We start from the raw sequence: 24547 nt of genomic DNA, 5'->3' as shown, positions 1-24547 counted from the left end.
GGACACATTAGCGAGACCGCCCACGGCAGGCGGACCACCTCCGGCCGGCGGCACCCGTGGAGGCGAGCCGACGATCGGGCGGACGGCCGGACCGGCCCGCTGTGAGAATCGGCATATTTACTTTCCGATCCCGATCGTTTAGCGACACGACCACCCAGGGTCTCCCGGGCCGTACGCCGGACCCCCTCCCGCTCCGATCCCGTCGCGTACGGCCCGCACGACCGTGCTGAACAGGGCGATCGGTCACGGAGGCACCCGCGGGAGGCATATCTTCCGCTCTCCGGGCGAATACCAACAAAGGGGCTAGGCCACCCCCGCCCGCCGAGGGGCCGTACCGGTGCGCACTCTCCGGGGGAAGGCGCCGAGGAGTTGTCAAGTAGCCGTTGGGTAGCCTTCGAAGGGTGAGAGCTCGCGACACCGATTGGGACGGCGTACGCCTTCACGTCGTCACCGGCAAGGGCGGCACCGGCAAGACCACGGTGGCCGCCGCACTCGCGCTCGCCCTCGCGGCGGGTGGCAGAAAGGTCCTGCTGGTCGAGGTCGAGGGCCGCCAAGGGATCTCCCGGGTCTTCGACCTGCCGCCGCTGCCGTACGAGGAGCGCAAGATCGCCGTCGCGCCCGGCGGCGGGGACGTCTACGCGCTGGCCGTCGACGCCGAGGAGGCCATGCTCGAATATCTCGAGATGTTCTACGGCATGCGCAGGGCGGGCAGGGCGCTCAGCAAGATCGGCATCGTCGACTTCGCCACCACCATCGCCCCCGGCTTCCGCGACGTCCTGGTCACCGGCAAGACGAGCGAGGCCGTCCGGCGCAAGGGCAAGGACGGCAAGAGGGTCTACGACGCGGTCGTGCTGGACGCGCCGCCGACCGGCAGGATCGCGCGCTTCCTCAACGTCACCAACGAGGTCGCCGGGCTGGCCAGGGTCGGCCCGATCAAGAACCACGCCGACCTGGTGAACGGCGTCGTCTCCTCCCCCGAGACCGCCGTGCACTTCGTCACGCTCCTGGAGGAGATGCCGGTCCAGGAGACCCTCGACGGCCTGCGCGAGCTCCGTGCCGCGGGGCTCCCGCCCGGTGGGATCTTCGTCAACATGGTCCGCGAGTCGCTGCTGCCCGCCTCCGTCCTGGAGGCCGCCGCCGAGGACAGGCTCGACCCGACCGAGCTGGTGCTCGGCCTCAAGGCCGCGGGGCTCACCGACGGCGGTTCCGGCGCGGTCGCGGTGGCCGAGGCGCTGACCGAGGAGATCGCCGAGCACGCCCGCCGCACCGAGCTGGAACGCCACGAGAGGCGGGCGCTGGACAAGGCCGCCCGCCCCCGCTACGACCTGCCGTTGCTGGCCGACGGGGTGGATCTGTCGGGGCTGTACGAGCTGGCGGAATCGATCCGCACCCAGGGAGCAGCGTGAAGAAACCCCCGTTCCTCGACCTCGACGCGATCATCGACGATCCGGACACCCGGATCGTCGTCTGCTGCGGCTCCGGCGGTGTGGGGAAGACGACCACCGCCGCGGCACTGGGGCTGCGCGCGGCCGAGCGCGGCCGTTCCGCCGTGGTGCTCACGGTCGACCCCGCGCGGCGGCTGGCGCAGTCGATGGGGCTCACCGAACTCGACAACACCCCCAGGCCCGTCATGGGCGTCGAGGGCGAGGGCCGGCTGCACGCCATGATGCTCGACATGAAGCGGACCTTCGACGAGATCATCGAGGCGCACGCCGACCCCGAGCGAGCCCGCCAGATCCTGACGAACCCCTTCTACCAGTCCCTGTCGTCCAGCTTCTCCGGCACGCAGGAGTACATGGCGATGGAGAAGCTGGGCCAGCTCAGGCGGTCGGACGAATGGGATCTGATCATCGTCGACACCCCGCCGTCGCGCTCCGCGCTCGACTTCCTCGACGCTCCCGAGCGGCTCGGCCGCTTCCTCGACGGCAAGCTGATCCGGGTGCTCATGCTTCCCGCCAAGGCCGGGGGGCGCAGCGCGTTCAAGCTGTTCAACGCGGGGTTCGGCATCGTCGCCGGGGCGCTGACCAAGCTGCTGGGCGCGCAAGTGCTCAAGGACCTGCAGACGTTCGTGTCGGCGCTGGACGCCGTCTTCGGCGGTTTCAGGGCGCGGGCGGACCAGACCTACCGGCTCCTGCAGGCCCCGGGGACGGCGTTCGTCGTCGTGGCCTCGCCCGAGCGCGACGCGATGCGCGAGGCGTCCTACTTCGTGGAGAGGCTCGCCGAGGAGCGCATGCCCCTGGCGGGTCTCGTGGTCAACCGGGTGCACCGCTCGCCCGCGTCCATGCTGTCCGGGGCGCGGAGCACCGCCGCCGCGGAGGACCTGGAGTCGCGCGGCGAGCACGAGCTCACCTCCGCCGTGCTGCGGCTGCACGCCGGCCGGATGCAGCTGGCCGCCCGCGAGCGACGCGAGGAGGAGCACTTCATCTCCGCCCATCCCACGGTGCCCGTGGCACGGGTCCCCGCCATGTCGCAGGACGTGCACGACCTGGAGGGACTGCGCGAGGTGGGCGACCTCCTGGCCACCCGCTAACCGTCGGCCGTACGGGGCGGCGGCGTGGCCGCGTGACCCCGCGTCATCAGACGGGGCTTCGACGAACGAAGCGCCGTCGAACGGATCCGGAGAACACGCGAACACGCGTGGCGACGCGCGCTCTCCGGCCCGTGACATGCGTGTACGGCTGGCGCCCGGCGCCAGCCGTACGGGATGGGCGCGAACTCAGCCGGCGATCAGCTCATTAGTCCGCTCGTATTCCTCTTTGGCCAACTCCAGCAGGTCCCGCCAGGAGTCGACATCCGGTCGCCGGCGCAACAGCGCGCGGCGTTCGCGCTCGGTCATCCCGCCCCACACCCCGAACTCGATGCGGTTGTCCAGCGCATCGGCGAGGCACTCGGTCCGGACCGGGCATCCTCGGCAGATCAGCTTCGCTCGGTTCTGGGCAGCACCCTGAACGAACAAAGCGTCAGGATCCGCACCCTTACAGGCCGCACGGGAGGTCCAATCCGTGATCCACATTCGACCCCACTCCCCTTTAGGTGGTCAGTCGTGACTTGGGCCGACGGGCGCGGGCGTCGGGCCTCGGTATTCAATTGCTGCAGAAAGAGAACGTACGCAACCAGACGTTCGGGCCGACAGACCCCGGCGGGACCAAATTCTCACATGGTCATCCACGGCCATCTGGCCGGGAATGACTAGTCACCTGCCTGAGATAACGGGACAAAGCCCGGCTAAGATGGCGTTCCGTTACCGTTTGCGGCATCCGTCCGACGTACCCTGGGTCTCGTGCAAGCTCAAGGCAAAGACCAGGTGTCTGTGATCGGCGCGATCGGTAATGTGCTGAAGCTGATCAGCGCTGCCGCTGTCATGGGTGTGCTCGTCGCCGCCGTCGCGCTCCCGGCCGTGGGCGGCGCGGGGATGACGGTGAACGCGACCGCCGACGAGCTGCGTCTTCTCCCCGAGGAGCTCAAGGAGCCCCCCCTCGCCGAGAAGACCACCCTGCTCGACGCCGACGGCAAGCAGTTCGCCCAGTTCTACTTCGAGAACCGCGAGTCGGTGAGGCTGGACGAGGTCGCCGACGTCATGAAGACCGCGATCGTGGCGATCGAGGACTTCCGGTTCTACGAGCACGGCGCGATCGACATCGAGGGCACCTTCCGCGCGGCCGTGAAGAACGTCTCGGGCGGCGGCGTGGTCCAGGGCGGCTCCTCCATCACGCAGCAGTACGTCAAGCTCGTGCTCCTCAACGCCGCGGAGACCAAGGAGGAGCAGGCCGCCGCCATCGCTCCCACGCTCTCCAGGAAGCTCAACGAGCTGCGCTACGCGCTCGCCATCGAGGAGAAGTACACCAAGTCGGAGATCCTTGAGCGCTACCTGAACATCTCCTACTACGGCGCGGGCGCCTACGGCATCCAGGCCGCCTCCCGGCGCTTCTTCAACAAGCCGGCCTCGAAGCTGACCCTGTGGGAGGCGGCCACCCTCGCCGGGGCCGTGCAGAACCCGAGCGTGACCGACCCGAACGCGGGCAAGGCCTCCCGCGACCGGCTGCTGGAGCGGCGCAACACCGTGCTGAACCGGATGGCCGAACTCGGCAAGATCACGCTGCCGGAGGCCGAGGAGGCCAAGCGGAAGAAGCTCGGCTTCAAGAACATCGAGGCCCCCGGCGGCTGCGAGGAGAGCGCCTACCCGTACTTCTGCCTCTACGTGCGGCAGGAGATCGCGACCAACGAGGACTTCGGCAAGACCCGCAAGCAGCGCGAGAGGCTGCTGCAGCGGGGCGGCCTGGTCATCAAGACGACGCTCAACACGAAGGCGCAGAAGGCCTCGGAGAAGGCGATCAAGGAGTACGTCAAGACCAGCGACAAGCCGGTCGCCGCGCAGGCGATGGTCGTTCCCGGCACCGGCGCCGTGAAGGCGATGGCCGCCAGCCGCAAGTTCGGCAGGAACAAGAAGAAGAACGAGATCAGCTACAACCTCGTCGGCGACAAGGCCCACGGCGGCGGAGCGGGTTTCCAGGCGGGCTCCACGTTCAAGCCCTTCACCCTGCTGACCGCCCTGGACCAGGGCATGAAGCTGAACGACGGCTTCGGCACCGGTTCCGGCTACCGGGCCCCCAGCAGGGGCACGTTCCGCGACTGCAAGGGCGACGGGGTCGGCGACACAACCCACGAGGTCAAGAACTCCAGCGAGGGCGGCGGCGGCTTCAAGACCCTGACCACCGGCACCCTGGGCTCGGTGAACACCTTCTTCATGCGCCTGGAGCAGGAGGTCGGCCTCTGCGAGACGGTCAAGATGGCCAAGAGCCTGGGCATCAAGCGGGCCGACGGCAGGGCGCTGAAGGAGTTCGAGACCTTCACCCTCGGCATCAACGAGATGGACCCGGTGACGGTCTCCGCCGCCTACGCCACGATCGCCGCCCGCGGCACCTACTGCAGCCCGATGGTGATCACCGAGAGCACCGACCGCGACGGCAAGAAGACCTCGTACAAGCCCAAGTGCAAGCAGGTCCTGGACGAGGAGGTCGCCGACGCGGCCAGCCACATCATGTCCGGGGTCTTCACCAAGGGCACGATGACCGAGGTCGGCGGCATCGGCCGTCCGGCGGCGGGCAAGACCGGCACCACCGACGCCTACACCGCCGCCTGGTTCGCCGGGTTCACCCCCGACCTCGCCTCCGCGGTGAGCCTCGGCGACCCGCGCGGCGCCTTCAAGTACGACCTGACCGGCGTGACCATCGGCGGGCGCTACTACAGCTACGTGTACGGCGCCTCGATCTCCGGGCGGATCTGGAAGGACTCCATGCTCGGCGCGCTCAAGGGCGTCGAGGCGTCCCCCTTCACCCCGGTGAACATGGAGCGCTTCGGCGGCTGCTCCGCCGGCCGGTGCGCGCCCAAGCCGCCGCCGAAGCGCGACGACGGCGGCCCCGGCGACGACCGGGGTGACCGCGGCGACAACGGCGACGGCCCGTTCGGCCCGCCGGACGGCGGTGACAACGAGGAGGTCAACAACGGCTTCCCGTTCGACGCGAACGGCGGCGCCCCGATCGCCCCGCCCGTCCCGTAACGCCACCGGAGCCCCGGGAGTCCCGGGGGAACCCCGGAACGCCAGAGCCCTTCTCGCCGGACCTTCGAAGGTCCGGCGAGAAGGGCTCTGGTCGTGTCGGACGAAGGGCTCTGGCGTATCGGATCAGCTCGAATCGGCTCGGATCAGCTCTGATCGGCTCGGGTCAGCTCTGATCGGCTCGGATCAGATCGGGTCAGACCGGATCAGGAGGACGCCAGGCGGGCCCGTACGGCCTGGGCGACGCGGCCGCCCTCGGCGCGTCCGGCGACCTTCGGGTTCACGATCTTCATGACCTGGCCCATCGCCTGCGGCCCGCTGGCACCGCTCTCGGCGACGGCCTCGTCCACGAGCCCGGCGAGCTCCTCGTCGGACAGCTGCGCGGGCAGGTACGCCTCCAGCACGGCCTGCTCGTCGACCTCCGCCTGGGCCTGCTCCACCCGGCCGGCACCGCTGAACGCCTCGGCCGCCTCGCGGCGCTTCTTGGCCTCCTTGGCCAGCACCTTGACGACCTCGTCGTCGCTGAGCTCGCGTGCGGTCCTTCCCGAGACCTCCTCGACGTTCACGGCCGCGAGGGCCATGCGAATCGTGCGGGTGCGGATCTCGTCCCTGCTCTTCATGGAGGCCGTGAGATCGGCCTTCAGCTTGTCCTTCAATGCGCTCATGCCGTCCATCTTGCCGCCTCACCAGCCCGGCTGTATCCCGAGTTTCCGTTCGAGGGCCCGATCTCGGGCATGATGAGAAGGTGAGGAAAGCAGCCGCGGTGCCCCTGTCCCTGTTCGGCGTCGGCCTGGCCGGCCTCGCGTACGCCTCGGTCGTCGAGCGCAACGCGTTCCGGCTGCGCCGCTTCGACGTGCCCGTGCTGGAGCCGGGGCAGCGGCCCGTACGCATCCTCCACCTGTCCGACCTGCACCTCACCCCCGGCAGGCGGAGGCTGATCGACTGGGTGCGCTCGCTCGGGGCCCTCAACCCCGACCTGGTGGTCAACACCGGCGACTCCATCTCGCACCCCGACGCGATCACGCCCCTCATGCACGCCCTGGAGCCCCTGCTGTCCCGCCCTGGCCTGTTCGTCTACGGCTCCAACGACATGTACGAGCCTCGGCCGAAGAATCCGGCGCGCTACCTCTGGCGCACGTCCAAGGCCGACTACGGCCAGAAGATCCCCTCCCTCCCCTGGGAGGAGCTGGGCGCCGCGATGGCCGCCGAGGGCTGGCTGGACATGAACAACACCACCGCCCGCCTCAAGGTCGGCGATCTCGACGTGGCCGTGGGCGGCATCCACGACTCCCACATCAACCTCGACCGCTACGACCTGATCGCCGGTCCCGCCCCGGCGGCGGCCGACCTGCGCCTGGGCGTGATGCACTCGCCGGAGCCCCGCAACCTGACCCGCTTCGCCGCCGACGGCTACCAGCTGCTGCTCGCCGGGCACACCCACGGCGGCCAGCTCTGCGTCCCCTTCTACGGCGCCCTGGTCACCAACTGCGGCATCGACCGGGCCCGCGTCAAGGGCATGAGCCGCCACGACTCCGCCTACCTCCACGTCTCCGCCGGTCTCGGCACCAGCCCCTACGCCCCGGTCCGTTTCGCCTGCTATCCGGAGGCGAGCCTCCTGACCCTGATGCCCCGCCGTCGCGGCGACGCAAGCACCCACGAAGTCCGCTAGACTTTTCCAAGCACGAGCAAGACCGGGCGTGTGACCGGGGTGTGGCGCAGCTTGGTAGCGCGCTTCGTTCGGGACGAAGAGGCCGCAGGTTCAAATCCTGTCACCCCGACGTCGAAGTGAAGTCCCGAGGTAAAGGGCCGTTCCTGAGAGATCAGGAACGGCCTTTCGCTTTCCCAGGTCCGGTTGATCGCGCGCTGCGGGCGCGTCAAGATCACCAAATGCGGTTCGATCGGCGCCGGGTCGCCGGGCACGCCATCGGCCGCGAAATCCGGATGTCCCCGAATCGCATCCGCGGCATCCCCTAAATGTCTTTCCGGTGAAAAGACGACCCGGCAGAAAAGGGGATTCGACTCCGACGATCGGCCCATGACGGGAATTCTTTCTCATCCGTCCGGGCCGGGCCGCCGGTGACAGCGTACGGACGACCTGAGAGCCCCGCCGGTGACAGCGTACGGACGACCGTGAGAGCCCCGGCGGGGCCGGATCCCGTGGATCCGGGGCGTCACCGGAGCGCGTCGCCCGTGGTCCCCTCCGGGGTGAAGCCGTCCGGCATGTCCCGGAGGTGCCGGTCGCCGGACGTGACGTGGACCGAGCCTCCGACGGCGAACATGATCTGGTGGGCGCTGCGGACCAGCACCCGCCCGACGGCGGAGTCGATCGCGCCCGCGAGGTGGGGGACGCTCGTGCTGTAGTCCACGTCGAACACGACCTCGCAGCCGTCGGGGAGGTCCGTGCTCGTCCACGTTCCCTTGAGGTGCTGGAAATCCCCGCTGACCTGTTCGAACTCGATGCGGTGCGGCTGCGAGCCGCCTCCGGCCCCCCAGCTGCGCTGCGTCCACCTCGCCGTGCCGCCGCGAAAGGCCAGCACCCACTGGCGGAGCCCGTCGCCGGTGTCGGAGACGGAGACGATGTCACGGGCGTACGCGGGGAATGCCGGCTCGTCGCCGAGCCGCTCGATCACCTCGGCGGCCGTCGCCGGCACCGTGGCCTTCAGGGTACGAGATGTCATGACGGGTGCTCCTCTTCAGTCCGCCGTTGGTCCGCCGTCGGTCTGTATCGGTCCGTGTCGCGTCAGGCCGCCGGGCGGATGACGCTGACGCCCTGCAGATGGGTGGTGCGCAGCATGGGGTGACTCGCCTCGCCGAAGGCGCCGCCGGTGAGACCGGGCCCGCCCTGGTTGGGCAGGAAGGGGAGGAAGGCGGTGTGCGAATCGTTGATCTTCAGGTTGCCGCCGTTGACGACCCCCTCCAGGACCCGCTCGATCGTCGCGTTCCCGGTCGACCAGAAGGAGTTGCGCAGGCCGTAGGCGTTGCCGTTCACGAAGGTCAGCACCTCCTCCAGCAGGGCGTCGTCCGTCGTGCCCGCCTCGGGGACGATGATCGGCAGCAGCGGGAAGAACGTCTCGTCGCGGACCACCGACAGCGACCTCGCGTCCCGGAGGCCGTCGATCCGGACGATGCTCGGCTCGACGAAGAACCCGGTGTCGGACGGTGAGCCGTCGACCTCCAGACGACGGCCGCCGTGGACGAGCTTCGCGCCCTTGGCGAGCGCCTCGCCCAGGCAGCCGAAGAACCAGTCGACCCCGAGGACCGGGGTGAGCACCACGTCGGTCTCGTCCGGATATCCGGGCCGGATCCTCCTGGTGGCCGCGACCAGCCGCTCGACGAGCTCGTCCGCGATCTCCGGGTGGACGATCACCTGGTTGGGCACGTTGCAGATCTGGCCGGAGTTCATGAAGAACTCGGTGAGGGTCTCCACCGTGGCGTCCAGGTCGGCGTCGTGCCACACCACGCAGCAGTCGTTGCCCGCGAGCTCCAGGATCGGCTTCTTGCCCGCGGCGATGCAGTCGGTCTCGAACTCGAGCCCCTTCTTGCTGCCCCCGAAGTAGAGGACGTCGTCGACGTGCTCGCTGGCCATCCAGGCGTCGAGCATGGGCGGCCCGCAGAGGACGTTGAGCGTTCCGGGCGGTGCTCCCGCCTCTTCGAGCACCGGAGCCGCGATCTCCCGCATCGCGTACATGCAGCTGAGCGCGACCCCGCGGGGTGCCCGTACCACCACGGTGTTACCGGCCAGGAGGGCGGTGAGGCCGTTCAGCGCGTTGACCGCCGCGGCGTTCTGCGGAGGGTTGATGCAGACGACGCCGTCGGGGACGCGGCGCAGGATCATCTCGCGGTCGCCGTCCCACCGGCGGAACTCCATCTGCTCGGCGCACCATTCGAGTGTCTCCCGGCTCCAGCTGGTGAACGGGAGCCCGCCGATCATGCCTTTGGCCGCGGAGTGCGGGGTGCCCTCCGCGACGAGGATCTCGACGAGGGTGTCGAGGTGTTCGAGCATCCGTTCCGCGATGCGACGTCCGATCTCGATCCGCTCGGCGAGCGGGACGCGGCGCCATTCGGGGGCGGCGCGGGCGGCCGACTCGAGGGCCATGGCCGTCATGCTCTCGTCGGCGACGACGCACGCCCCCACGACACTCTTCCCCGCCGTACGCGGATCGGCGACTCCCAGGTCGAGGTCGCGCTTGAGGCGCAGGCTGGGGAAGGTGTCCTCCATGAGGGCCCGAGCGGTGAGTGTGTGGACGAACCGGGCGTTGTCACCGGTGACATCTTGGCCGCCAATATAGGCAGGATATATTCCGAATTTCACGTTTCCTCCTCCGCTCGGTCCGGCCACGGCTCATGTTTTACGCTATGTGCGGCAATACGGCTGGACAACGGATGCGCCATAAGGGTTGCTTATCGGCCGGAGGGCCATTCCTATCGAGCTCGGGGCCGTTTCCTCCGGCACGGGCCGGGAAACACCGGCGAGACCTCGCCGGTGGACCTCGCCGGTGACGAGCGGTGCCGGTCCACGCGTTCGACCCCGAGCCGGATCAATGCTCTGAGCAGGCCGAACAGCATTCCTCCGGCGCCGATGCGGGGCGTGCGCGAAGGTCTCGCCGGTGCGGCCCCGGCCGTGCGGATCCCACCTCGGAAGGCTGTTTGAATCACGTGACTTAACTGTTTAGCCCGCTTCGGCGAAATCGAGCGGCCGGTTTATCGGTGACGTCGTTCCGGCTCGGAAGGCACACCGTGCGTGACCTCGCGCCGAGGTGTTCGTTCGCGAACCCGGCAGGTTCGCCCACCCGGCAGGTTCGCGAACCCGGTAGGTTTCGCGAATCCGGTCGGTTTCGCGAACCCGGCCGCGCCGGAGCCGTCAGGGGCCGGGGTCGTCGTGCCGCAGCCAGACGTAGCCGACCGGCTGGGAGACGTTCCACTCCGCCGCCAGGTGAGCGTCGACCGTGTGGAAACCGGCTCCCCGGTAGCACCGCAGGGCCCGGTCGTTGTCCGGGTGCACGCGCATGAAGACGTTCGCGTAACCGGCGTCCCGGGCCAGCGCGGCCAGTCCTCGCACCAGCCGCCGCCCAATCCCCCTGCCCCGGGCACCGGGGGCCACGATGATCCGGGCGAGCTCGATCTCCCCCTCCTCGGGGTCGACCCACAGCTCCCCGTAGCCGAGCGGGTCCCCGTCCGCGAGGAGCAGGTGGGAGCGCACGTCCTCCCCCAGCTGCCAGTCGGCGACGACCCGCGCGGGCAGGGGGAACTCGTGCCGCCCGCACCACATCGCGACTTCCCGCGACGAGGCGGGCCAGCCCGCGACCGTGGACGCGTGCGCCGTGTCGAAGGGCAGCAGATCCATGTCCGATCCATTCGTTCCGGCGTTCGGTGGACGCGACGGTGCGGCATGACATCATCCACCGGCGGGCCGCCGTCGCGCGCGCTTCCCTTCACATGGTTGCCGGGACGGGCCGTGATACCGGTCCGCGTACGAGATGCCGGGACATCGCAGATGCGATGGCCGCAAGGCAGTACATGGCGTGTTTGCTCAGGAGGTCTCTTCTTCGGGGACGAATGTGCGAGGTATGGTGATTGTTCCCGGCGACGTTCCGGGTCGGCACGGTGAGTCAGTAAGGAGCCCTCGTTGTTCAGGCGTCTTTCCCGGTGGGCCGTCACGGTCCCCCTCGCCCTCACACTGGCCGCCACCCTGTCCGGCTGCGGCGCCGGCGGTCCGGCCCCCGCCGCCTCCGCCCCCGCTCCCGCCTCCACTCCCGCCGCCTCCGGGGGCGGTGCCACGACGCTGACGGTGCTCGCCGCCGCGTCGCTGACCGGGACGTTCACCGAGCTGGGCAAGACCTTCGAGGCCGCGCACCCGGGCACGACGGTGCGGTTCAGCTTCGGCTCCAGCGCCACCCTGGCCCAGCAGATCGTCGCGGGCGCCCCGGCCGACGTGTTCGCCGCCGCGAGCCCGGCCACGATGAAGACCGTCACCGACGCCTCCCTGGCCGCCTCGCCGACCACGTTCGTGCGCAACAGCCTGCAGATCGCCGTCCCGGCCGACAACCCGGCCAAGGTCGACGACCTCAAGGACCTGACCGACCCGAAGGTCAAGGTCGCCCTGTGCGCCGAGCAGGTGCCCTGCGGCGCCGCCGCCGTCAAGGCCCTGGACGCGGCCGGGCTCAAGGTCACCCCGGTCACCCTGGAGCAGGACGTCAAGGCCACCCTCACCAAGGTCGAGCTCGGCGAGGTCGACGCCGCCCTGGTCTACAAGACGGACGTCATCGCCTCCGGCGGCAAGGTCGACGGCATCGACTTCCCCGAGGCCGAGAAGGCGATCAACGACTACCCGATCGCGGTCCTGTCCGGCGCGCCCGCCCCGGAGGCGGCCAGGCAGTTCGTCGACCTGGTGCTGTCGCAGCAGGGCGAGGACGTGCTGACCAAGGCCGGTTTCCAGGCCCCCTGAGCGGCCGGACGCCTCCGCGCCCACCTGACCCTGCCGCGTCCTCCGTTCGCCGCTCCGCGCGGACCGGCCGACTGTCCCCTCATCCCCTCGTCCCCTTGGACGCGGCCGCGACGGTCGCGCGGAACGGATCCCGGTGGTCTCTCCCCAGCAGGCCACCGGAGCCCCTCAGCGGTGCCGGGCGCCCTCGTGGTCCGCGTGACCGGCGGGCTCCAGCTGCAGGGTGGAGTGCTCGACGTCGAAGTGACCGGCCAGGCACTCGTGCAGCCGGTCCAGCACCGGGCCGAAGGAGCCGTCGACCAGGACGCCGTCCTCCATCACGACGTGGGCGGACATGACGGGAAGCCCCGAGGTGATGGTCCAGGCGTGCAGGTCGTGGACGTCGATGACACCCGGCGTCTCCAGCAGGTGCCTGCGGACCTCCTCCAGGTCGACGCCCCGGGGAACCGCTTCGAGCAGGATGTCCACGGCCTCGCGCAGCAGGCTCCAGCTGCGCGGCACGATCAGCAGGGCGACGACGACGGAGACGATCGGGTCGGCCGTCGTCCAGCCGGTGAGCGCGATGACGACCGCGGCGACGATCACCGCGACCGAGGCCAGCAGGTCACCGAGGACCTCCAGGTAGGCACCCCTCAGGTTGAGGCTCTCCGTCTGGCCGGGGCGCAGCAGCCACAGCCCGATCGCGTTGGCGGCCAGGCCGACCGCGGCCGCCACGAGCATCACCGTCCCGCCGACCGGCTCGGGGTCGGCGAACCGCCGGACGGCCTCGTACAGGATGTAGAGGCTCAGGGCGAGCAGGACGACCGCGTTGATCGCGGCGGCGAGGATCTCCGCCCGCTGGTAGCCGAAGGTCCGCCGGGCACTGGCCGGTTTTCCGGCCATCCAGACGGCGAACAGCGCCAGCGCGATGCCCGCGGCGTCGGTGGCCATGTGCCCGGCGTCGGCGAGCAGCGCCAGGCTGCCCGACAGCGCCGCGCCGACGACCTCGACGACGAGCACCCCGATGGTCAGCAGGAGCACGACGACCAGGCGCCCGCGGTGTGCCGTGGCCGCCGTCGGCGTCGTGTGCCCGTGCCCGTGTCCGTGCCCCATGGTGCTCCATCCCCGTCGGTACAGTCCTCAGTGTTTATACAGCAGCCACTGTATATACAGCAAGCGATGTATTGTGATAACCATGCTCACCGCCGCGACACGCCTTGACGCGATGGCCCGTCTCGGACGGGCGCTGGCCGACCCCAACCGCTGCCGGATGCTCATCGCCCTCCTCCAGGGACCCACCTACCCGGCACGGCTCGCCGACGAGCTCGGGCTGACCCGCCAGAACGTCTCCAACCATCTGTCGTGCCTGCGCGGCTGCGGCCTGGTGGTCGCGGTGCCCGAGGGGCGCCAGACCCGGTACGAGCTGTCCGACCAGCGCCTCGCCCACGCCATCGAGGACCTGCTCCACGTCGTGCTCGCCGTCGATCCCGACCACCGGGACGTGCACGAGGCGGATCCGGCGGGATAGCCCCATACCGGTATCACCCGGTTCCCCGGCCCCATAACCGCCTGTCCAGCGCTTTTCAACGGCGTGAGACGACCTGGCGGGATCGGCCCGCGACGGATCGGCCGAACCGAACGTTCGCGGTCGTGACCGTGCCGGGCGCGCGGACCGGTTAGCCGTACGCGTACATATCCGCCATGCCTGTCGTACCCGTCTTACACGCCGACCCGCCGGCCGTCAGGGGCGGCGCGCGGCGGCGACGAACAGCGGCACGGCCAGGAAGAGCCGTCCGGTACGCGCGCGTCCGGCGGTTCGGCCTGCCCGCCCACGTCCTGCGGCACTGGGAGGCGATGGGGCTGCTGAGCCCCACCCGGGTCAGGGCCGACCGGCGCCGCTACGACCGCGACCACCTCTATCGTGTCGCGGTGATCCTGCGCGCCAAGGAGGCCGGGTTCTCCCTCACCGACATCCGGGAAATGATCGCCACCGGCGATCCGGAGGCACGACGCGACGTCCTGCGCCGCAGGCACGCGGACCTGACGCGGCGCGTCGCCCAGGCGCGGTCGTCACTCCACATGATCGAGTGTGCCCTCGCCCGCGACCACGAGGACTTCACCGGCTGCGCCCACTTCCAGCGCAACCTGGAGAAGGTCGAGGAGACTACCGGCGCGTGACCGCCCGCGACGGGCACGCGACGGACACGGTGACGGCGGCGCGTTCAGGAACGGACGAGCCTGGCGATGGCGTCGGACGCCTCCTTGACCTTCTCCTCGGCCTCGGCGCCGCCCTTGGCCGTGGCCTCGGCCACGCAGTGCGCCAGGTGCTCTTCCAGCAGGGACAGCGCGAAGGACTGCAGGGCCCGGTTGGCCGCCGACACCTGGGTGAGGATGTCGATGCAGTATTTGTCCTCCTCGACCATCCGCTGCAGCCCTCGCACCTGCCCCTCGATCCGGCGCAGCCGTCGCAGGTGGTCCTGCTTGCTGGTGGCGTATCCGTGCATCTCTCCCCCTCCGCTCGGTCTCCCCTGTTGAAGGATACCCCCGGATAGTATTCGCGGCGGCCTCGCGAACCGGGTCCCCGCTACACGCCCCCGGCCACCTCGGCGGGCGGCGAGGCGAGCTCCCAGCCGCGCAGCACCCCCCGGGTGACGACCGTGACCGCGCAGCGCTGTGCGGCGTACGTGAGGGCCATGGTGTGGTGTTCCAGGGAGAAGTCGGCGACGGCGTCGGCGACGAGGAACGGCTGGAGGTCCTGCATGAAGGCGTCGCAGACGGTCACGAGACAGCCGATGTGCGCGTAGACGCCGCAGACGATGATCTGGTCGCGGCCCATCGCCTCCATCCGGGCGCGCAGGTCGGTCCTGCAGAAGGCGCTGTAGCGCCACTTGGTGAGCAGGATGTCGGTCTCCGCGGGAAGGAGGCTCGCGACGATCTCGCTCTCCCGGAGCCCGGGGATCCCCGAACCCCAGAAGTCCTGGAGCAGGCCGCGCTCGCGTTCGCTCTGGCCTCCGGGCTGCACCGAGTAGACGACGGGGACCCCCAGCGCGGCGCAGGCGTCGCGCAGGAGACCGATGTTGGCGACGAGCCCGGTCAGCGGCGGGGCACCGGCGGCGAAGGGGGAAAGGAAGTAGTTCTGCATGTCGTGGACCAGCAGGACGGCGCGGCGCGGATCGGGGCGCCAGCTCACCCGGTTCTCGGGAAGGTCGTCCTCTCCCGGCAGCGGGTAGGGGGCGATCTGGGGAAGGGCCACGGGCACTGTCTCCTTTCCTGCTTTCCTCGCGGTTCCTGCGGTTCCTGCGGTTCCTGCGGTTCCTGCGGTTCCTGCGGTTCCTGCGGTTCTCGTGCGGTCTTCCCGCGGTGCCGGGTCTTTCTCGGGGTGGCGGAGCCTTCTCACGGTGGCGGGCCGCCCCCGCGGCCACAGGCCGTCCCCCGCGATCGCGGGTCACCGCCCGCGATCACACGTCCTCTCCCGTACCGGCGCGTCGTCCCCCGCGACGGCGGGTCAGCGGTCCTGGTGCAGGCCGACGGCGCGGAGCATGGTCTGGAACTTGGCGGTGGTCTCGGCGAGCTCGGTCTCCGGCACCGACCCCGCGACGATCCCCGCCCCCGCGAACAGCCTCAGGGTCTGGTCGGCGACCTCGGCGCAGCGGATGGTCACGACCCACTCTCCGTCGCCCGTCGCGTCGCCCCACCCGACCAGGCCCGCGTACAGGCCGCGGTCGAACGACTCGATCTCCTCGATGGCCTCGCGCGCGGCGCTCGCCGGCGTACCGCAGACGGCGGGGGTGGGGTGCAGCACCGTGGCCAGTTCCAGCGATGTGACCGCCGGGTCGTCCAGCACGCCGGTGATCCGGGTCGACAGGTGCCACATGGAGGCGGTGGACAGCGGCGAGGGCCCGGCGGGAACCGACAGCCTGCTGCAGTACGGGCGCAGCGCCTCCACGATGCTCTCGATCACCAGGGCGTGCTCGCGGAGGTCCTTGTCCGAGGCGAGCAGGGCGCGGGCCCGTTCGCGGTCGACGACGGGGTCCGGGTGGCGGGGCGCGGATCCCGCGAGCGGGTTCGTCGTGATCCGGCGGCCCGAGCGGGAGACGAGCAGTTCGGGGCTGGCTCCCAGGAGGGTACGGGCCGTGCCGCCGCTCGACGGCAGGTCGACCGCGTAGCCGTAGGCCTGCGGGTCGCGCCGGATGAGGTTGCGCAGGATGCGGCCGACGTCGACGGGGGCACCCAGGGTGATGTCCAGGGTGCGGGCGAGCACGATCTTCTGGAGCTCTCCGGCGGTCAGCTTGGCCAGCGCCTTCTCCACGCCGCGCACGTAGTCGCCGGGGTCGGAGACCGGGCCGGACCCGGTGAACGTCTCGGTGATCCGCTCGAACGTGGTGGAGGGACCGGCGGGCGGGCTCGTCCAGCAGACGGCGGCGGGCACCAGCAGGCGCGCGGGACGGTCGTCGCGGAAGGGGATCGCGCCCACCACGACGGGGTTGGGGTGACCGGAGTCGCGTGCGTCGCGCAGGGTCGAGGCGACGCGCCCCTGCAGGCTCGTCGTCCCGTGGTCGGGAACCTCCTGGACCACGCCCCTGGCGAGCAGGGTGCGGGTCGGCGAGGTGAAGAAGAAGGTGCCGGGCTCGTAATCTCCCAGCAGGTCGGGCATTCGAGACATGGTGAGGACGTCGTTCGACGACATGGTGAAGAGGTCTCCTGTCGAGAGGGATCCAGGAACGGGGGAGGGAGCGGTACTACGACCGGAGCGTGGCGCCCCCGTCGACGTACAGGTCCTGCATGGTGATGTGCCTGGCACGGTCGGAGGCCAGGAAGAGGACGGCGTCCGCGACGTCGGCGGGATCGGCCAGCCTGCCGAGGGGGATGCCCACCCGGAAGGCGGCCGGCGACCCCTCGATGGCCGTGCGGGCGTCGTGGCCGCCGGTCCACAGGGCGCGCTGCATGGGCGTGTCGGTGGAGCCGGGCGACACCACGTTGCAGCGGATGCCGTACGGCGCCAGCTCCAGGCCGAGACACTTGGTGAACTGCGCGGCGGCGGCCTTGGAGGCGGCGTAGGCCGACATGTTCGTCCGGGGCACGCCCGCGGCGTTGGAGCCCACGGTGACGATCGCCCCGGATCTGCGGGGAATCATCCGGCGGGCGACCGCGCGGGACAGGTGGAAGACCCCGCCGGTGTTGACGGCGAAGGTGCGGGCCCAGTCGTCGTCGCTGATGGCGACGGCCGGTCCTGAGCAGAGCACTCCGGCGACGTTGACGAGCAGCCCGATCGGGCCGAGGTCGGCCTCGACCCGTTCGACCACGTCGTCGACGGCGACGCTGTCGGTGACCTCGCAGGCGTAGGCGACCGCGACGCCGAGCTCGGCGGCGACGCGCCCGGCCCGCTCCGCGTTCACGTCGAGCGCGGCGACGCGCGTGCCCGTCGCGGCCAGGGCTCGCGCCACCGCCTCGCCGATGCCCTGTGCCGCACCGGTGACCACGGCCACCGCGCCTTCCGTCACCATGTCCTCGCCGCCTTGCCGTTCTCGCCGTTCTCGCCGTCGTCAGCCTGTGACGGTAGGCAGGCTAGCCCCATCACTTTGGGTTGCGCAGCAAAAACTTATAGTTACTTTTCACAGATCAGGAGGACATCAGGGAAGTTAGTGGGACCACTCCGGCTCATGGGACACGGTGCTCGCGGAGAGGGCGGTCGGCCGGGAGGCCCGTGCGGCGGCACCCCCCGGGGGGACGGAGCGGCCCCTCGGGCTTCCCCAGTTAAGGGCGCAAATCTACGCGTTTATGTGCAGTCAACATCGTGTCAACAGCCGTGTCCTAACATCATCGTTCGTGACAAGTCAGGATATTTCAGAGCAACAGAGGTACGTTCCCCCGGCGCCCCCCGCCGAACCCCGCACCGGGACCGAAACTCCCGTGAGGGCCGAACCTCCCGTGGAGGAGGAGAACTCCGGCGTCCTGGCGATGATCGAGCGCATCGGCTCGGTCATCGTCCCGATCGGCGTCGCGCTCTACGCCGTCCTCTACCTCGGCGTGGAGCAGATGTACGGGGTGTTCAACATCAGCCCGCAGCAGGCGGGCATCGACCAGTCCGTCCTGCTCGGCCGGTTGATGGGAACGCTGATCCTGCTCCTGCTGGTCGTCGTGCCGCTCCTCGGCCTCGTCGTCGGGCTCGGCTGGCTGGTGAACAAGCTGACCCGCGGCACGGTCGGGAGGGCCGCGACGGCCGTACGGGAACGCCCCTGGATCGCCGCCCTGATCGCCGCGCTGTGGTCCGGCGCGACCTACTGGGGCCTGTTGAACCTCGTCGGCGACCTCGACATCGCCGCCATGGTCGTCGTGGCGGTGGGGCTGGGCGTGCTGACGTTCCTGGTGCCGTTCCGGCTGCTGCGCCGCAAGCCCGTCGGCCGCGCCGGCATGAAGGTGCTCACCGGCGCTCTCACGGGCGTCGGCCTGGGGTTCCTGCTGATCCTGCAGATGATCACGGGAGCGATCGAGGTCCAGGAGACGGGACAGGCCAACGACCTCCTGCCGTTCGTCGGGTTCCAGGACCAGTGGGCCGTCATCAAGAACGCCGAGGACGACAAGCCCCTCTACGAGGGCAGGTGGATGATGCTGCTCGGCGAGAGCGAGGGCACGTACGTCTTCTACGACTGCGACAAGCTGGACACCTTCCGGCGCCCGATCGAGACCACGAACCTCGGCAGCCTCCAGCTCCAGCCCGAACGGGAGGCGGGCTTCAAGTGCGGCACGCTCGCCGAGCAGGAGGAGCAGGACGGGCAGGACGAGCAGAGCGGGCAGGGCGAGCAGCCTCAGACGGGCGAGGGCGCAACCCAGTAGGGACGTGCAACCCGGTAGGGACGTAAAAACCTCCCCTGCGAGTTCTCCCCTTTCGAGTTCTCGAACCTCCCCGTGACGCCCGCCGGCGACGGGACCCGATTTCTGGGTCCCGCCGCCGGGGACGGCACGGGGGATCGGCGCGGAGGTCGGCTCCCGCACCGGTGCCGTCGAACGAGATGCCGGAACGGCACGTCGCTGTCAGAACGGAATGTCAGGTCGGCACACCGCTGTCAGGACGGGATGCGAATCCGGCATTCCGGCGTCAGGACGGGGTGCCGTCCGCGCCGCACTTGATGACCGGGCGGATGCAGTCACGAACGCGACGCTCCATCTCGGCCACCGGCCAGGCGTTGAAGAAGTCGCCGTGCATGGTGTATCCGCGCCCCGACGCCAGCCGGAAGTTGGCCGGGTTCCCGTTCACCGGATAGCGCAGCACCTGGCGCAGCTTCGGCACCGGCACCGGGTGCGAGGCCGGGCAGGCCTGGCCGACCGGGTAGGCCATGTGACTCTTGTGGTCGGCCGAGTCCAGGTTCCGGCCGTCCCAGCACTGCGGGAAGTCCAGGTAGGACTCCATCATGGTCCCCGCCGGACAGGTCACGAAGTCCTTGGACGGCGGGACGTGACCGGCGTGCAGGCACGACCAGCGGGCGTTGCTGGTCGGGTCGTTGGGGGTGGTCGCCTTGGCGTTGCCCGCGACGATCCGCAGGCCCAGCGGCAGCGGCTGGGTCCGGGCGACGATGTCGTCGCGCACACCCTCACCCAGGTAGTAGAACGTGGTGATGGTCGGCTCCACCGGGGTGTTGCCGTTGTAGAGGGTCGGCACCCAGTACGACGACAGGTCGGTACGCGGGTTGCAGTTGGTGGGGGAGCTCTGCAGGGACGCCAGCGTCGTGTTGGCGTTGGTGGTGGTGCTGCCGAAGAAGCTGTGCATGTGCGACGCGCCGGGCATGCCCGGGAAGATGATCGGGTCGTCGGGCAGCCGGTGGCTGAACGGGCAGTCGGCGAGGAACTCCGCCACCCGTACGACCGCGGCGGACGAACCGTCCGCCTGGGCCTTCGACGTCGCGCTCGCCTGGGTGGTGTGGATGACGAGGGACGTACCCAGGAGCGCCACTATGGCGGTCACCAGGGTCAATGGGCGTAACCGGCGTCGTAGACGGGCTAGGGCTGGTGCCGGGTGCATGGATGGACTCCTTTTTGGGGGGTGTTCCGGCCGTGGGGGCTCCGGTTCCGGGGAGGCTCCGGCACGGCTCGGGTGAGCCGTGCCGGAGCGGGGGGTCATTCGCGGAAGAGGGTCACTTGCGTGAGGCGGTTACTTGTAGACGCGCACGTAGTCGACGAGCATCTGCTTGGGGAAGCCGGTGCTGGCGTCCGGCGGGCCGGGCCAGTCGCCGCCCACCGCGAGGTTGAGGATGATGTAGAACGGGTGGTCGAAGACCCACGGCCCGCGCGTCGCCTCGACCTGCGCCTTGCTGAGGGTCAGGACCGTCCGGCCGTCCAGGCTGTAGACGATGCCCTTGCTGTCCCAGGTCGCGGCCCAGACGTGGAAGTCGTCGGAGAAGTCCGCGCCGTTGGGCAGCGTGTAGGGGGAGCCGATGCCGCCGCCGCCGTTGTAGGCGGGGGCGTGGATGGTCGAGTAGGAGGTCTTGACGTCCTTGCCGAGCACCTCGAGGATGTCGATCTCCCCGTTGTACGGCCAGGGCCTGCCGGTGAGGAAGTCGGCGCCCATCATCCAGAACGCCGGCCACAGGCCGTTGCCCTTCGGGACCTTGACGCGGGCCTCGACCTTGCCGTAGGTGAAGGTGAACTTGCCGCCGGTGTTGATGCGGCCGGAGGTGTACCGGCAGGGGCCGCCGGGGCAGGACGATCCGGCGGTGGTCTCCTCCCGCGCGGTGATGACGAGGTTTCCGGCGCCGTCCATCGCGGTGTTCTCGGGCTTGTAGTACTCAAGCTCGTTGTTCGGGCCGGTGCCCGGGTCCTGGGTCCACTTGGCCGAGTCGGGCCTGGTGCCCGCGCCACCGTTGAACTCGTCGCTCCAGACGAGCGTCGTCGGCGGGTTGGCCGGGTCCGGCGGGAGCGGCGGCGGCGTGATCGGGGCGCCACCGGTGCCCCAGACCTGGAACTCCCACAGCGAGTAGCCGTACGGGGTGGCGCGCTGGGTGCCGTACATGCGCACGTAGCGGCCGGTGCCGTTGACGGTCAGCGTCTGCTTGAAGCCGGTGCCGGTGGTCGTGGAGTAGATCGGGGTCCAGGTGGTGTTGTTGTCCGAGACCTGGATCTGGAACGCCCTGGCGTAGGCCGGGTCCCACTGGAGGACGATCTGCCTGATCTGCGCGGTGGCGCCGAGGTCGACGGAGATCCAGCCCGGGTCGACCCAGCCGGTGGTGGAGCTGGTCGCCCAGCGGGAGGCGGCGTCGCGGTCGAACGCCCTGGCCGGGGTGCACTCCCAGCAGTTGCCGTCGCTCTGCGAGGTGGAGGCCGCGCCGGGCCTGCCGTAGGACAGCAGCTTGAGCCCGCCCGGGTCGGGGGTGGGCGTCGGGGTGGGCGTCGGCGTCGGGGTCGGGGTCGGGTTGGTGCCCCCGATGGTCCCGTAGACCTGGAACTCCCAGAGCGAGTAGCCGTACGCGGTGGCGCGCTGGGTGCCGTACACGCGCACGTAGCGGCCGGTGCCGGTGACGGCCAGCGTCTGGGTGCCGCCGGTGGCGGTGGTCGTGGAGTGGATCGGGGTCCAGGTGGTGCCGTTGGGCGAGGTCTGGATCTGGAAGGCCCTGCCGTAGGCGGCCTCCCAGTTCAGCGTCACCTGCGTGATGCTCGCGCTGGCGCCGAGGTCGACCTGGATCCACTGCGGGTCGCTGAACGCGCTGGACCAGCGGGTGCCCGGGTTGCCGTCCACGGCGGCGGACGCGGGGAAGGCCGCAGTGCTCTCCGAGGACGAGGCGGTCGCCGTCTTGCCCTGGGAGATGAGGGCGTCGGCGGCCGTCGCGGGCATGATCGCGAGACAGGACGTGACGAGGGTGACGGCCGCGGCTATCAGCAGGGCCATACGGCGGCCGGGACTTCGGGACGAGGGCATCGCGTCTCCTCGGGAGTGGGGGGTGCGTACCGGTATCGAGTCGGGGAGCGCTCTCTCAACCAGAGATTGCTCTCATCCGACAAGGGCTGTCAAGTGTCCGTTTAACCAGGACGAAACGGTCTACACATGATCCGGCAATCATCCGCACATCTCGGGGAGCGCTCCCGGATAATCGTTTGCATCGTTACAACGAGCTGTGAGCTGGGGCTAAGAAGATCCTCTTCGGGGAGCGCTTTCCCGGATTTCTCCCGTCGGCCGTCGCGAGGGAAAATCCGGCTCGGTTCCGGGCATTGACAGAAATCTCCCTTCCGGTCACCCTTTGTGAGGGAGCGCTCTCTTCATGATCACCGACTAAGCTTTGGAAAGGGTGGGACCGCGCGTTCAGGCACCACCGGTCCGGCGGCGGTACGAACTGCGGGAGAACCACATGAGACGACCCACCCTGGAGGCTGTCGCCACCCGGGCCGGCGTGTCCAAGTCGACGGTCTCCAGGGTGGTGAACGGTGAGCCGACGGTCGCCTCCGACATCCGCGACCTCGTCATGCGGGCGGTGAACGACCTGGGCTACACCCCCAACCCCGCGGCGCGCAGCCTGGTGACCCGGCGCACCGACTCCATCGCGGTGATCGTCTCCGATCCGTCGTCCGGGCTCGTCTCCGACGACCCGATGTTCTCCACCGTCGTGCGCGCGGCCAGCCGCGAGTTCGAGGCGGCGGGCAAGCAGGTCGTGCTCATGCTCGCCGGCTCCGACGACGCCCGCGTGCGGGCCCGGCAGTTCGTGGCCGCCCGCCACGTGGACGCGGTCATGCTCGTGTCGATGCACGGTGCCGACCCCCTGCCCGCGGCGCTCGCCGCCACGGGCGTCCCCCTCGTCTCCCACGGCAGGCCCGCCTTCCGGCTGGACGTGCCGTGGGTCGACAACGACAACACCGGCGGGGCCGCCCAGGCGGTGCGGCACCTGCTGGAACGGGGGCGGCGCCGGATCGCCACGATCTCCGGCCCGCTGGACATGTCCGCCGCCCAGGACAGGATCGGCGCCTACCGCGAGGTCCTGAGCGAGACCGGACGGCGCTCGATCGTGGCCATCGGCGACTTCACCCGGATCTCCGGGGCCGAGGCCATGGCACAGCTCCTGGAGGACGACCCCGCGCTGGACGCGGTGTTCGCCGCCAACGACCTGATGGCGATCGGCGCCATGCGGGCGCTGCGCCGGGCGGGCCGGCGGGTGCCCGACGACGTGGCGGTGGTGGGGTACGACGACATCGAGGCGGCCCTCTACACCGACCCCCCGCTCACCACGGTACGCAGCCCCATGGGCGAGCAGGCCGCCGCCTCGGCCCGCCTGCTGCTCGGCCTGCTGAGAGGCGAGCCCGCGTCCCCGGTGATCCTCCCGACCCAGCTCGTGGTGCGGGAGTCCAGCTAGGACGTGTTCCGGAAGTGTGCTCCACGCCTGGCCGGGAACCCGCCGGCCCGCATGCCTGTACGGCCGATCTCGACGGCGCCGGAACGGCGCGACCGCCGGATCGGGAATCCGGCGATGAGATCGTACGCCTCAATGGCCGCGATTCGTGAGCCGTAAATCACGACAAAAATCCCCACAGGACGCTAACGGCCCTTAAGTCGGATAGAAGAGTGGGCGGAATAACCATCCGCCAAGCGTACATAGCAGGGAAAATAAATAATTTGGACATATTCCCGTCGTTGACGAATCCGTTTAAACCTTGTTAACGGGAATTACGCTTTGCCATGTCGATCATCGGGTAACTCCTGCTTGCCGCCACTGTCGCGGTTTAGGCAATCAGACTCCCTTAGATCACAAAAGACATGGAATGCGATGACTTCTAGCGGTAGAAGACGGGCTCCAACTATTAATTCCGGCAAACGTGCTCGAAATTGGTCCGTCGCAGCAACAGCAATCGGCGCCGTCCTGGCGCTTTCCTGCCAGACCCCGGCCAGCGCCACCTCCGACGCCACGTCAACCCTTCTTCTCAGCACGCGAACCGTCGACAAGCAGACTGCCCCGGCTCGCAAGGTCACCGGCAGATCCGGCCATTCGCGTATCCATGTGATGGGAACCGTCGCGCGGAAGAAGTGCAAGTGCGGCAGGAAGCGCTGCGGGTGCCGCGACGGCCGTGACGGCCGTGACGGCGAGGACGGGCTGCCGGGAATCGGGCTGCCCGGCGCCCGCGGGCCGGCCGGTCCCGCGGGTCCGGTGGGGCCCACGGGTCCCGCGGGTCCCGCGGGCGGTCCTCCCGGTCCTCCCGGTCCCACGGGACCAGCGGGCGCGCCGGGAGCCCCGGGGGCCACCGGAGCCACGGGAGCCGCCGGCCCGGCCGGAGCCACCGGCGCGACCGGCGCGACGGGAGCGACCGGGGCGACCGGCGCCGCCGGAGCGACCGGACCGTCCGGAGCCACCGGAGCCACGGGCGCCACCGGAGCACCCGGGCCCGCGGGAACCGACGGAGCCCCGGGACCGGCAGGACCCGCGGGATCCCCGGGAGCCGCGGGACCGCCCGGAGCGACAGGAGCGACAGGAGCGGCGGGCTCACCGGGCGCCCCCGGACCGGTGGCATCTTCGGCGCCTTCCTCATCTACACCGCGTGGAAGCTCATCGGCCACGAGGAGGAGGAGGCGGAGTTCTCCGAGAACATCGCGCTGCGCACGG

Annotated in this window: 21 protein-coding genes and 1 tRNA gene; 10 read left to right on the top strand and 12 right to left on the bottom strand. The window is 70.0% G+C overall.

Going from position 1 to position 24547, the window contains the following annotated elements:
- Nucleotides 1-401 precede the first annotated feature (401 nt).
- Both bagA and bagB read left to right on the top strand, forming a co-directional pair.
- Nucleotides 402-1406: an ATPase BagA gene (gene bagA / locus ABT053_RS11530; protein WP_350968859.1), complete on the top strand. Its 1005-nt coding sequence runs from the start codon at nt 402-404 to the stop codon at nt 1404-1406.
- Complete coding sequence (bagB, locus tag ABT053_RS11525; protein WP_350968858.1) at nt 1403-2530, top strand: ATPase BagB; 1128 nt, start codon at nt 1403-1405, stop codon at nt 2528-2530. The genes bagA and bagB overlap by 4 nt, the downstream gene beginning before the upstream one ends.
- Before the next feature lie 186 nt (nt 2531-2716).
- On the opposite strand, the gene ABT053_RS11520 is transcribed toward bagB, so the two are convergent.
- Complete coding sequence (locus ABT053_RS11520; protein WP_012887233.1) at nt 2717-3013, bottom strand: WhiB family transcriptional regulator; 297 nt, start codon at nt 3011-3013, stop codon at nt 2717-2719.
- A gap of 267 nt (nt 3014-3280) precedes the next feature.
- On the opposite strand from ABT053_RS11520, the gene ABT053_RS11515 reads away from it, so the two are divergent.
- A complete protein-coding gene (locus tag ABT053_RS11515; RefSeq protein WP_350968857.1) occupies nt 3281-5557 on the top strand; it encodes a transglycosylase domain-containing protein in 2277 nt (758 codons plus the stop codon).
- 203 nt (nt 5558-5760) lie between these two features.
- Here the strand turns inward: ABT053_RS11515 and ABT053_RS11510 are convergent, their stop codons facing one another.
- Entirely contained in the window at nt 5761-6219 is a 459-nt protein-coding gene (locus ABT053_RS11510; RefSeq protein ID WP_350968856.1) for a GatB/YqeY domain-containing protein, read from the bottom strand.
- An 80-nt stretch (nt 6220-6299) separates the two neighbouring features.
- Between ABT053_RS11510 and ABT053_RS11505 the strand changes: the two genes are divergently transcribed.
- Nucleotides 6300-7223 carry a metallophosphoesterase gene (locus tag ABT053_RS11505; protein ID WP_350968855.1) on the top strand — a complete coding sequence of 308 codons (924 nt, stop codon included), beginning with the start codon at nt 6300-6302 and terminating at the stop codon, nt 7221-7223.
- A gap of 35 nt (nt 7224-7258) precedes the next feature.
- Nucleotides 7259-7332, top strand: a tRNA-Pro gene (locus ABT053_RS11500).
- Between the two features lie 393 nt (nt 7333-7725).
- On the opposite strand, the gene ABT053_RS11495 is transcribed toward ABT053_RS11500, so the two are convergent.
- The 3 genes from ABT053_RS11495 to ABT053_RS11485 form a co-directional block, all read right to left on the bottom strand.
- Nucleotides 7726-8232 (bottom strand): type II toxin-antitoxin system RatA family toxin, encoded by a 507-nt coding sequence (locus ABT053_RS11495; RefSeq protein ID WP_350968853.1) that lies wholly within the window; start codon nt 8230-8232, stop codon nt 7726-7728.
- Nucleotides 8233-8294: 62 nt separating this feature from the next.
- Nucleotides 8295-9866 (bottom strand): aldehyde dehydrogenase family protein, encoded by a 1572-nt coding sequence (locus ABT053_RS11490; protein ID WP_350968852.1) that lies wholly within the window; start codon nt 9864-9866, stop codon nt 8295-8297.
- A 549-nt stretch (nt 9867-10415) separates the two neighbouring features.
- Entirely contained in the window at nt 10416-10898 is a 483-nt protein-coding gene (locus ABT053_RS11485; RefSeq protein WP_350968851.1) for a GNAT family N-acetyltransferase, read from the bottom strand.
- A 282-nt stretch (nt 10899-11180) separates the two neighbouring features.
- On the opposite strand from ABT053_RS11485, the gene modA reads away from it, so the two are divergent.
- Entirely contained in the window at nt 11181-11999 is an 819-nt protein-coding gene (gene modA, locus ABT053_RS11480) for a molybdate ABC transporter substrate-binding protein (protein ID WP_350968850.1), read from the top strand.
- A gap of 165 nt (nt 12000-12164) precedes the next feature.
- Here modA and ABT053_RS11475 read toward each other — a convergent pair whose 3' ends face one another.
- On the bottom strand, nt 12165-13088 hold the full coding sequence (locus ABT053_RS11475; RefSeq protein ID WP_350968849.1) for a cation diffusion facilitator family transporter: 924 nt from the start codon (nt 13086-13088) through the stop codon (nt 12165-12167).
- 82 nt (nt 13089-13170) lie between these two features.
- Here ABT053_RS11475 and cmtR point away from each other — a divergent pair, with 82 nt between their 5' ends.
- Both cmtR and ABT053_RS11465 read left to right on the top strand, forming a co-directional pair.
- Nucleotides 13171-13503, top strand: coding sequence for a Cd(II)/Pb(II)-sensing metalloregulatory transcriptional regulator CmtR (gene cmtR / locus ABT053_RS11470; RefSeq protein ID WP_350968848.1), 333 nt, complete (start codon nt 13171-13173; stop codon nt 13501-13503).
- Between the two features lie 173 nt (nt 13504-13676).
- Nucleotides 13677-14153, top strand: a complete 477-nt coding sequence (locus tag ABT053_RS11465) for a helix-turn-helix domain-containing protein (RefSeq protein ID WP_350968847.1) — start codon at nt 13677-13679, stop codon at nt 14151-14153.
- A gap of 44 nt (nt 14154-14197) precedes the next feature.
- Here ABT053_RS11465 and ABT053_RS11460 read toward each other — a convergent pair whose 3' ends face one another.
- The 4 genes from ABT053_RS11460 to ABT053_RS11445 form a co-directional block, all read right to left on the bottom strand.
- Nucleotides 14198-14479 (bottom strand): metal-sensitive transcriptional regulator, encoded by a 282-nt coding sequence (locus tag ABT053_RS11460; protein ID WP_350968846.1) that lies wholly within the window; start codon nt 14477-14479, stop codon nt 14198-14200.
- An 80-nt stretch (nt 14480-14559) separates the two neighbouring features.
- The gene (locus ABT053_RS11455; RefSeq protein WP_350968845.1) at nt 14560-15228 is read right to left on the bottom strand and encodes an isochorismatase family protein; all 669 of its coding nucleotides are present in this window, start codon (nt 15226-15228) and stop codon (nt 14560-14562) included.
- Nucleotides 15229-15480: 252 nt separating this feature from the next.
- Complete coding sequence (dhbC, locus tag ABT053_RS11450; RefSeq protein WP_350968844.1) at nt 15481-16662, bottom strand: isochorismate synthase DhbC; 1182 nt, start codon at nt 16660-16662, stop codon at nt 15481-15483.
- Nucleotides 16663-16714: 52 nt separating this feature from the next.
- Nucleotides 16715-17479, bottom strand: a complete 765-nt coding sequence (locus tag ABT053_RS11445) for a 2,3-dihydro-2,3-dihydroxybenzoate dehydrogenase (protein WP_350968843.1) — start codon at nt 17477-17479, stop codon at nt 16715-16717.
- Between the two features lie 406 nt (nt 17480-17885).
- Here ABT053_RS11445 and ABT053_RS11440 point away from each other — a divergent pair, with 406 nt between their 5' ends.
- Nucleotides 17886-18809, top strand: a complete 924-nt coding sequence (locus ABT053_RS11440) for a hypothetical protein (RefSeq protein WP_350968842.1) — start codon at nt 17886-17888, stop codon at nt 18807-18809.
- Between the two features lie 262 nt (nt 18810-19071).
- On the opposite strand, the gene ABT053_RS11435 is transcribed toward ABT053_RS11440, so the two are convergent.
- Both ABT053_RS11435 and ABT053_RS11430 read right to left on the bottom strand, forming a co-directional pair.
- Nucleotides 19072-19935: a DUF1996 domain-containing protein gene (locus tag ABT053_RS11435; protein ID WP_350968841.1), complete on the bottom strand. Its 864-nt coding sequence runs from the start codon at nt 19933-19935 to the stop codon at nt 19072-19074.
- A 186-nt stretch (nt 19936-20121) separates the two neighbouring features.
- Nucleotides 20122-21882: a discoidin domain-containing protein gene (locus ABT053_RS11430; RefSeq protein ID WP_350968840.1), complete on the bottom strand. Its 1761-nt coding sequence runs from the start codon at nt 21880-21882 to the stop codon at nt 20122-20124.
- A gap of 427 nt (nt 21883-22309) precedes the next feature.
- Between ABT053_RS11430 and ABT053_RS11425 the strand changes: the two genes are divergently transcribed.
- The gene (locus ABT053_RS11425) at nt 22310-23305 is read left to right on the top strand and encodes a LacI family DNA-binding transcriptional regulator (protein WP_350968839.1); all 996 of its coding nucleotides are present in this window, start codon (nt 22310-22312) and stop codon (nt 23303-23305) included.
- Nucleotides 23306-24547: the final 1242 nt, after the last annotated feature.

Source organism: Streptosporangium sp. NPDC002524 (assembly GCF_040295985.1).
Lineage (GTDB): Bacteria > Actinomycetota > Actinomycetes > Streptosporangiales > Streptosporangiaceae > Streptosporangium.
Note: the sequence above shows the minus strand (reverse complement) of the source record. Positions and strands in the feature narration are given on the sequence as shown.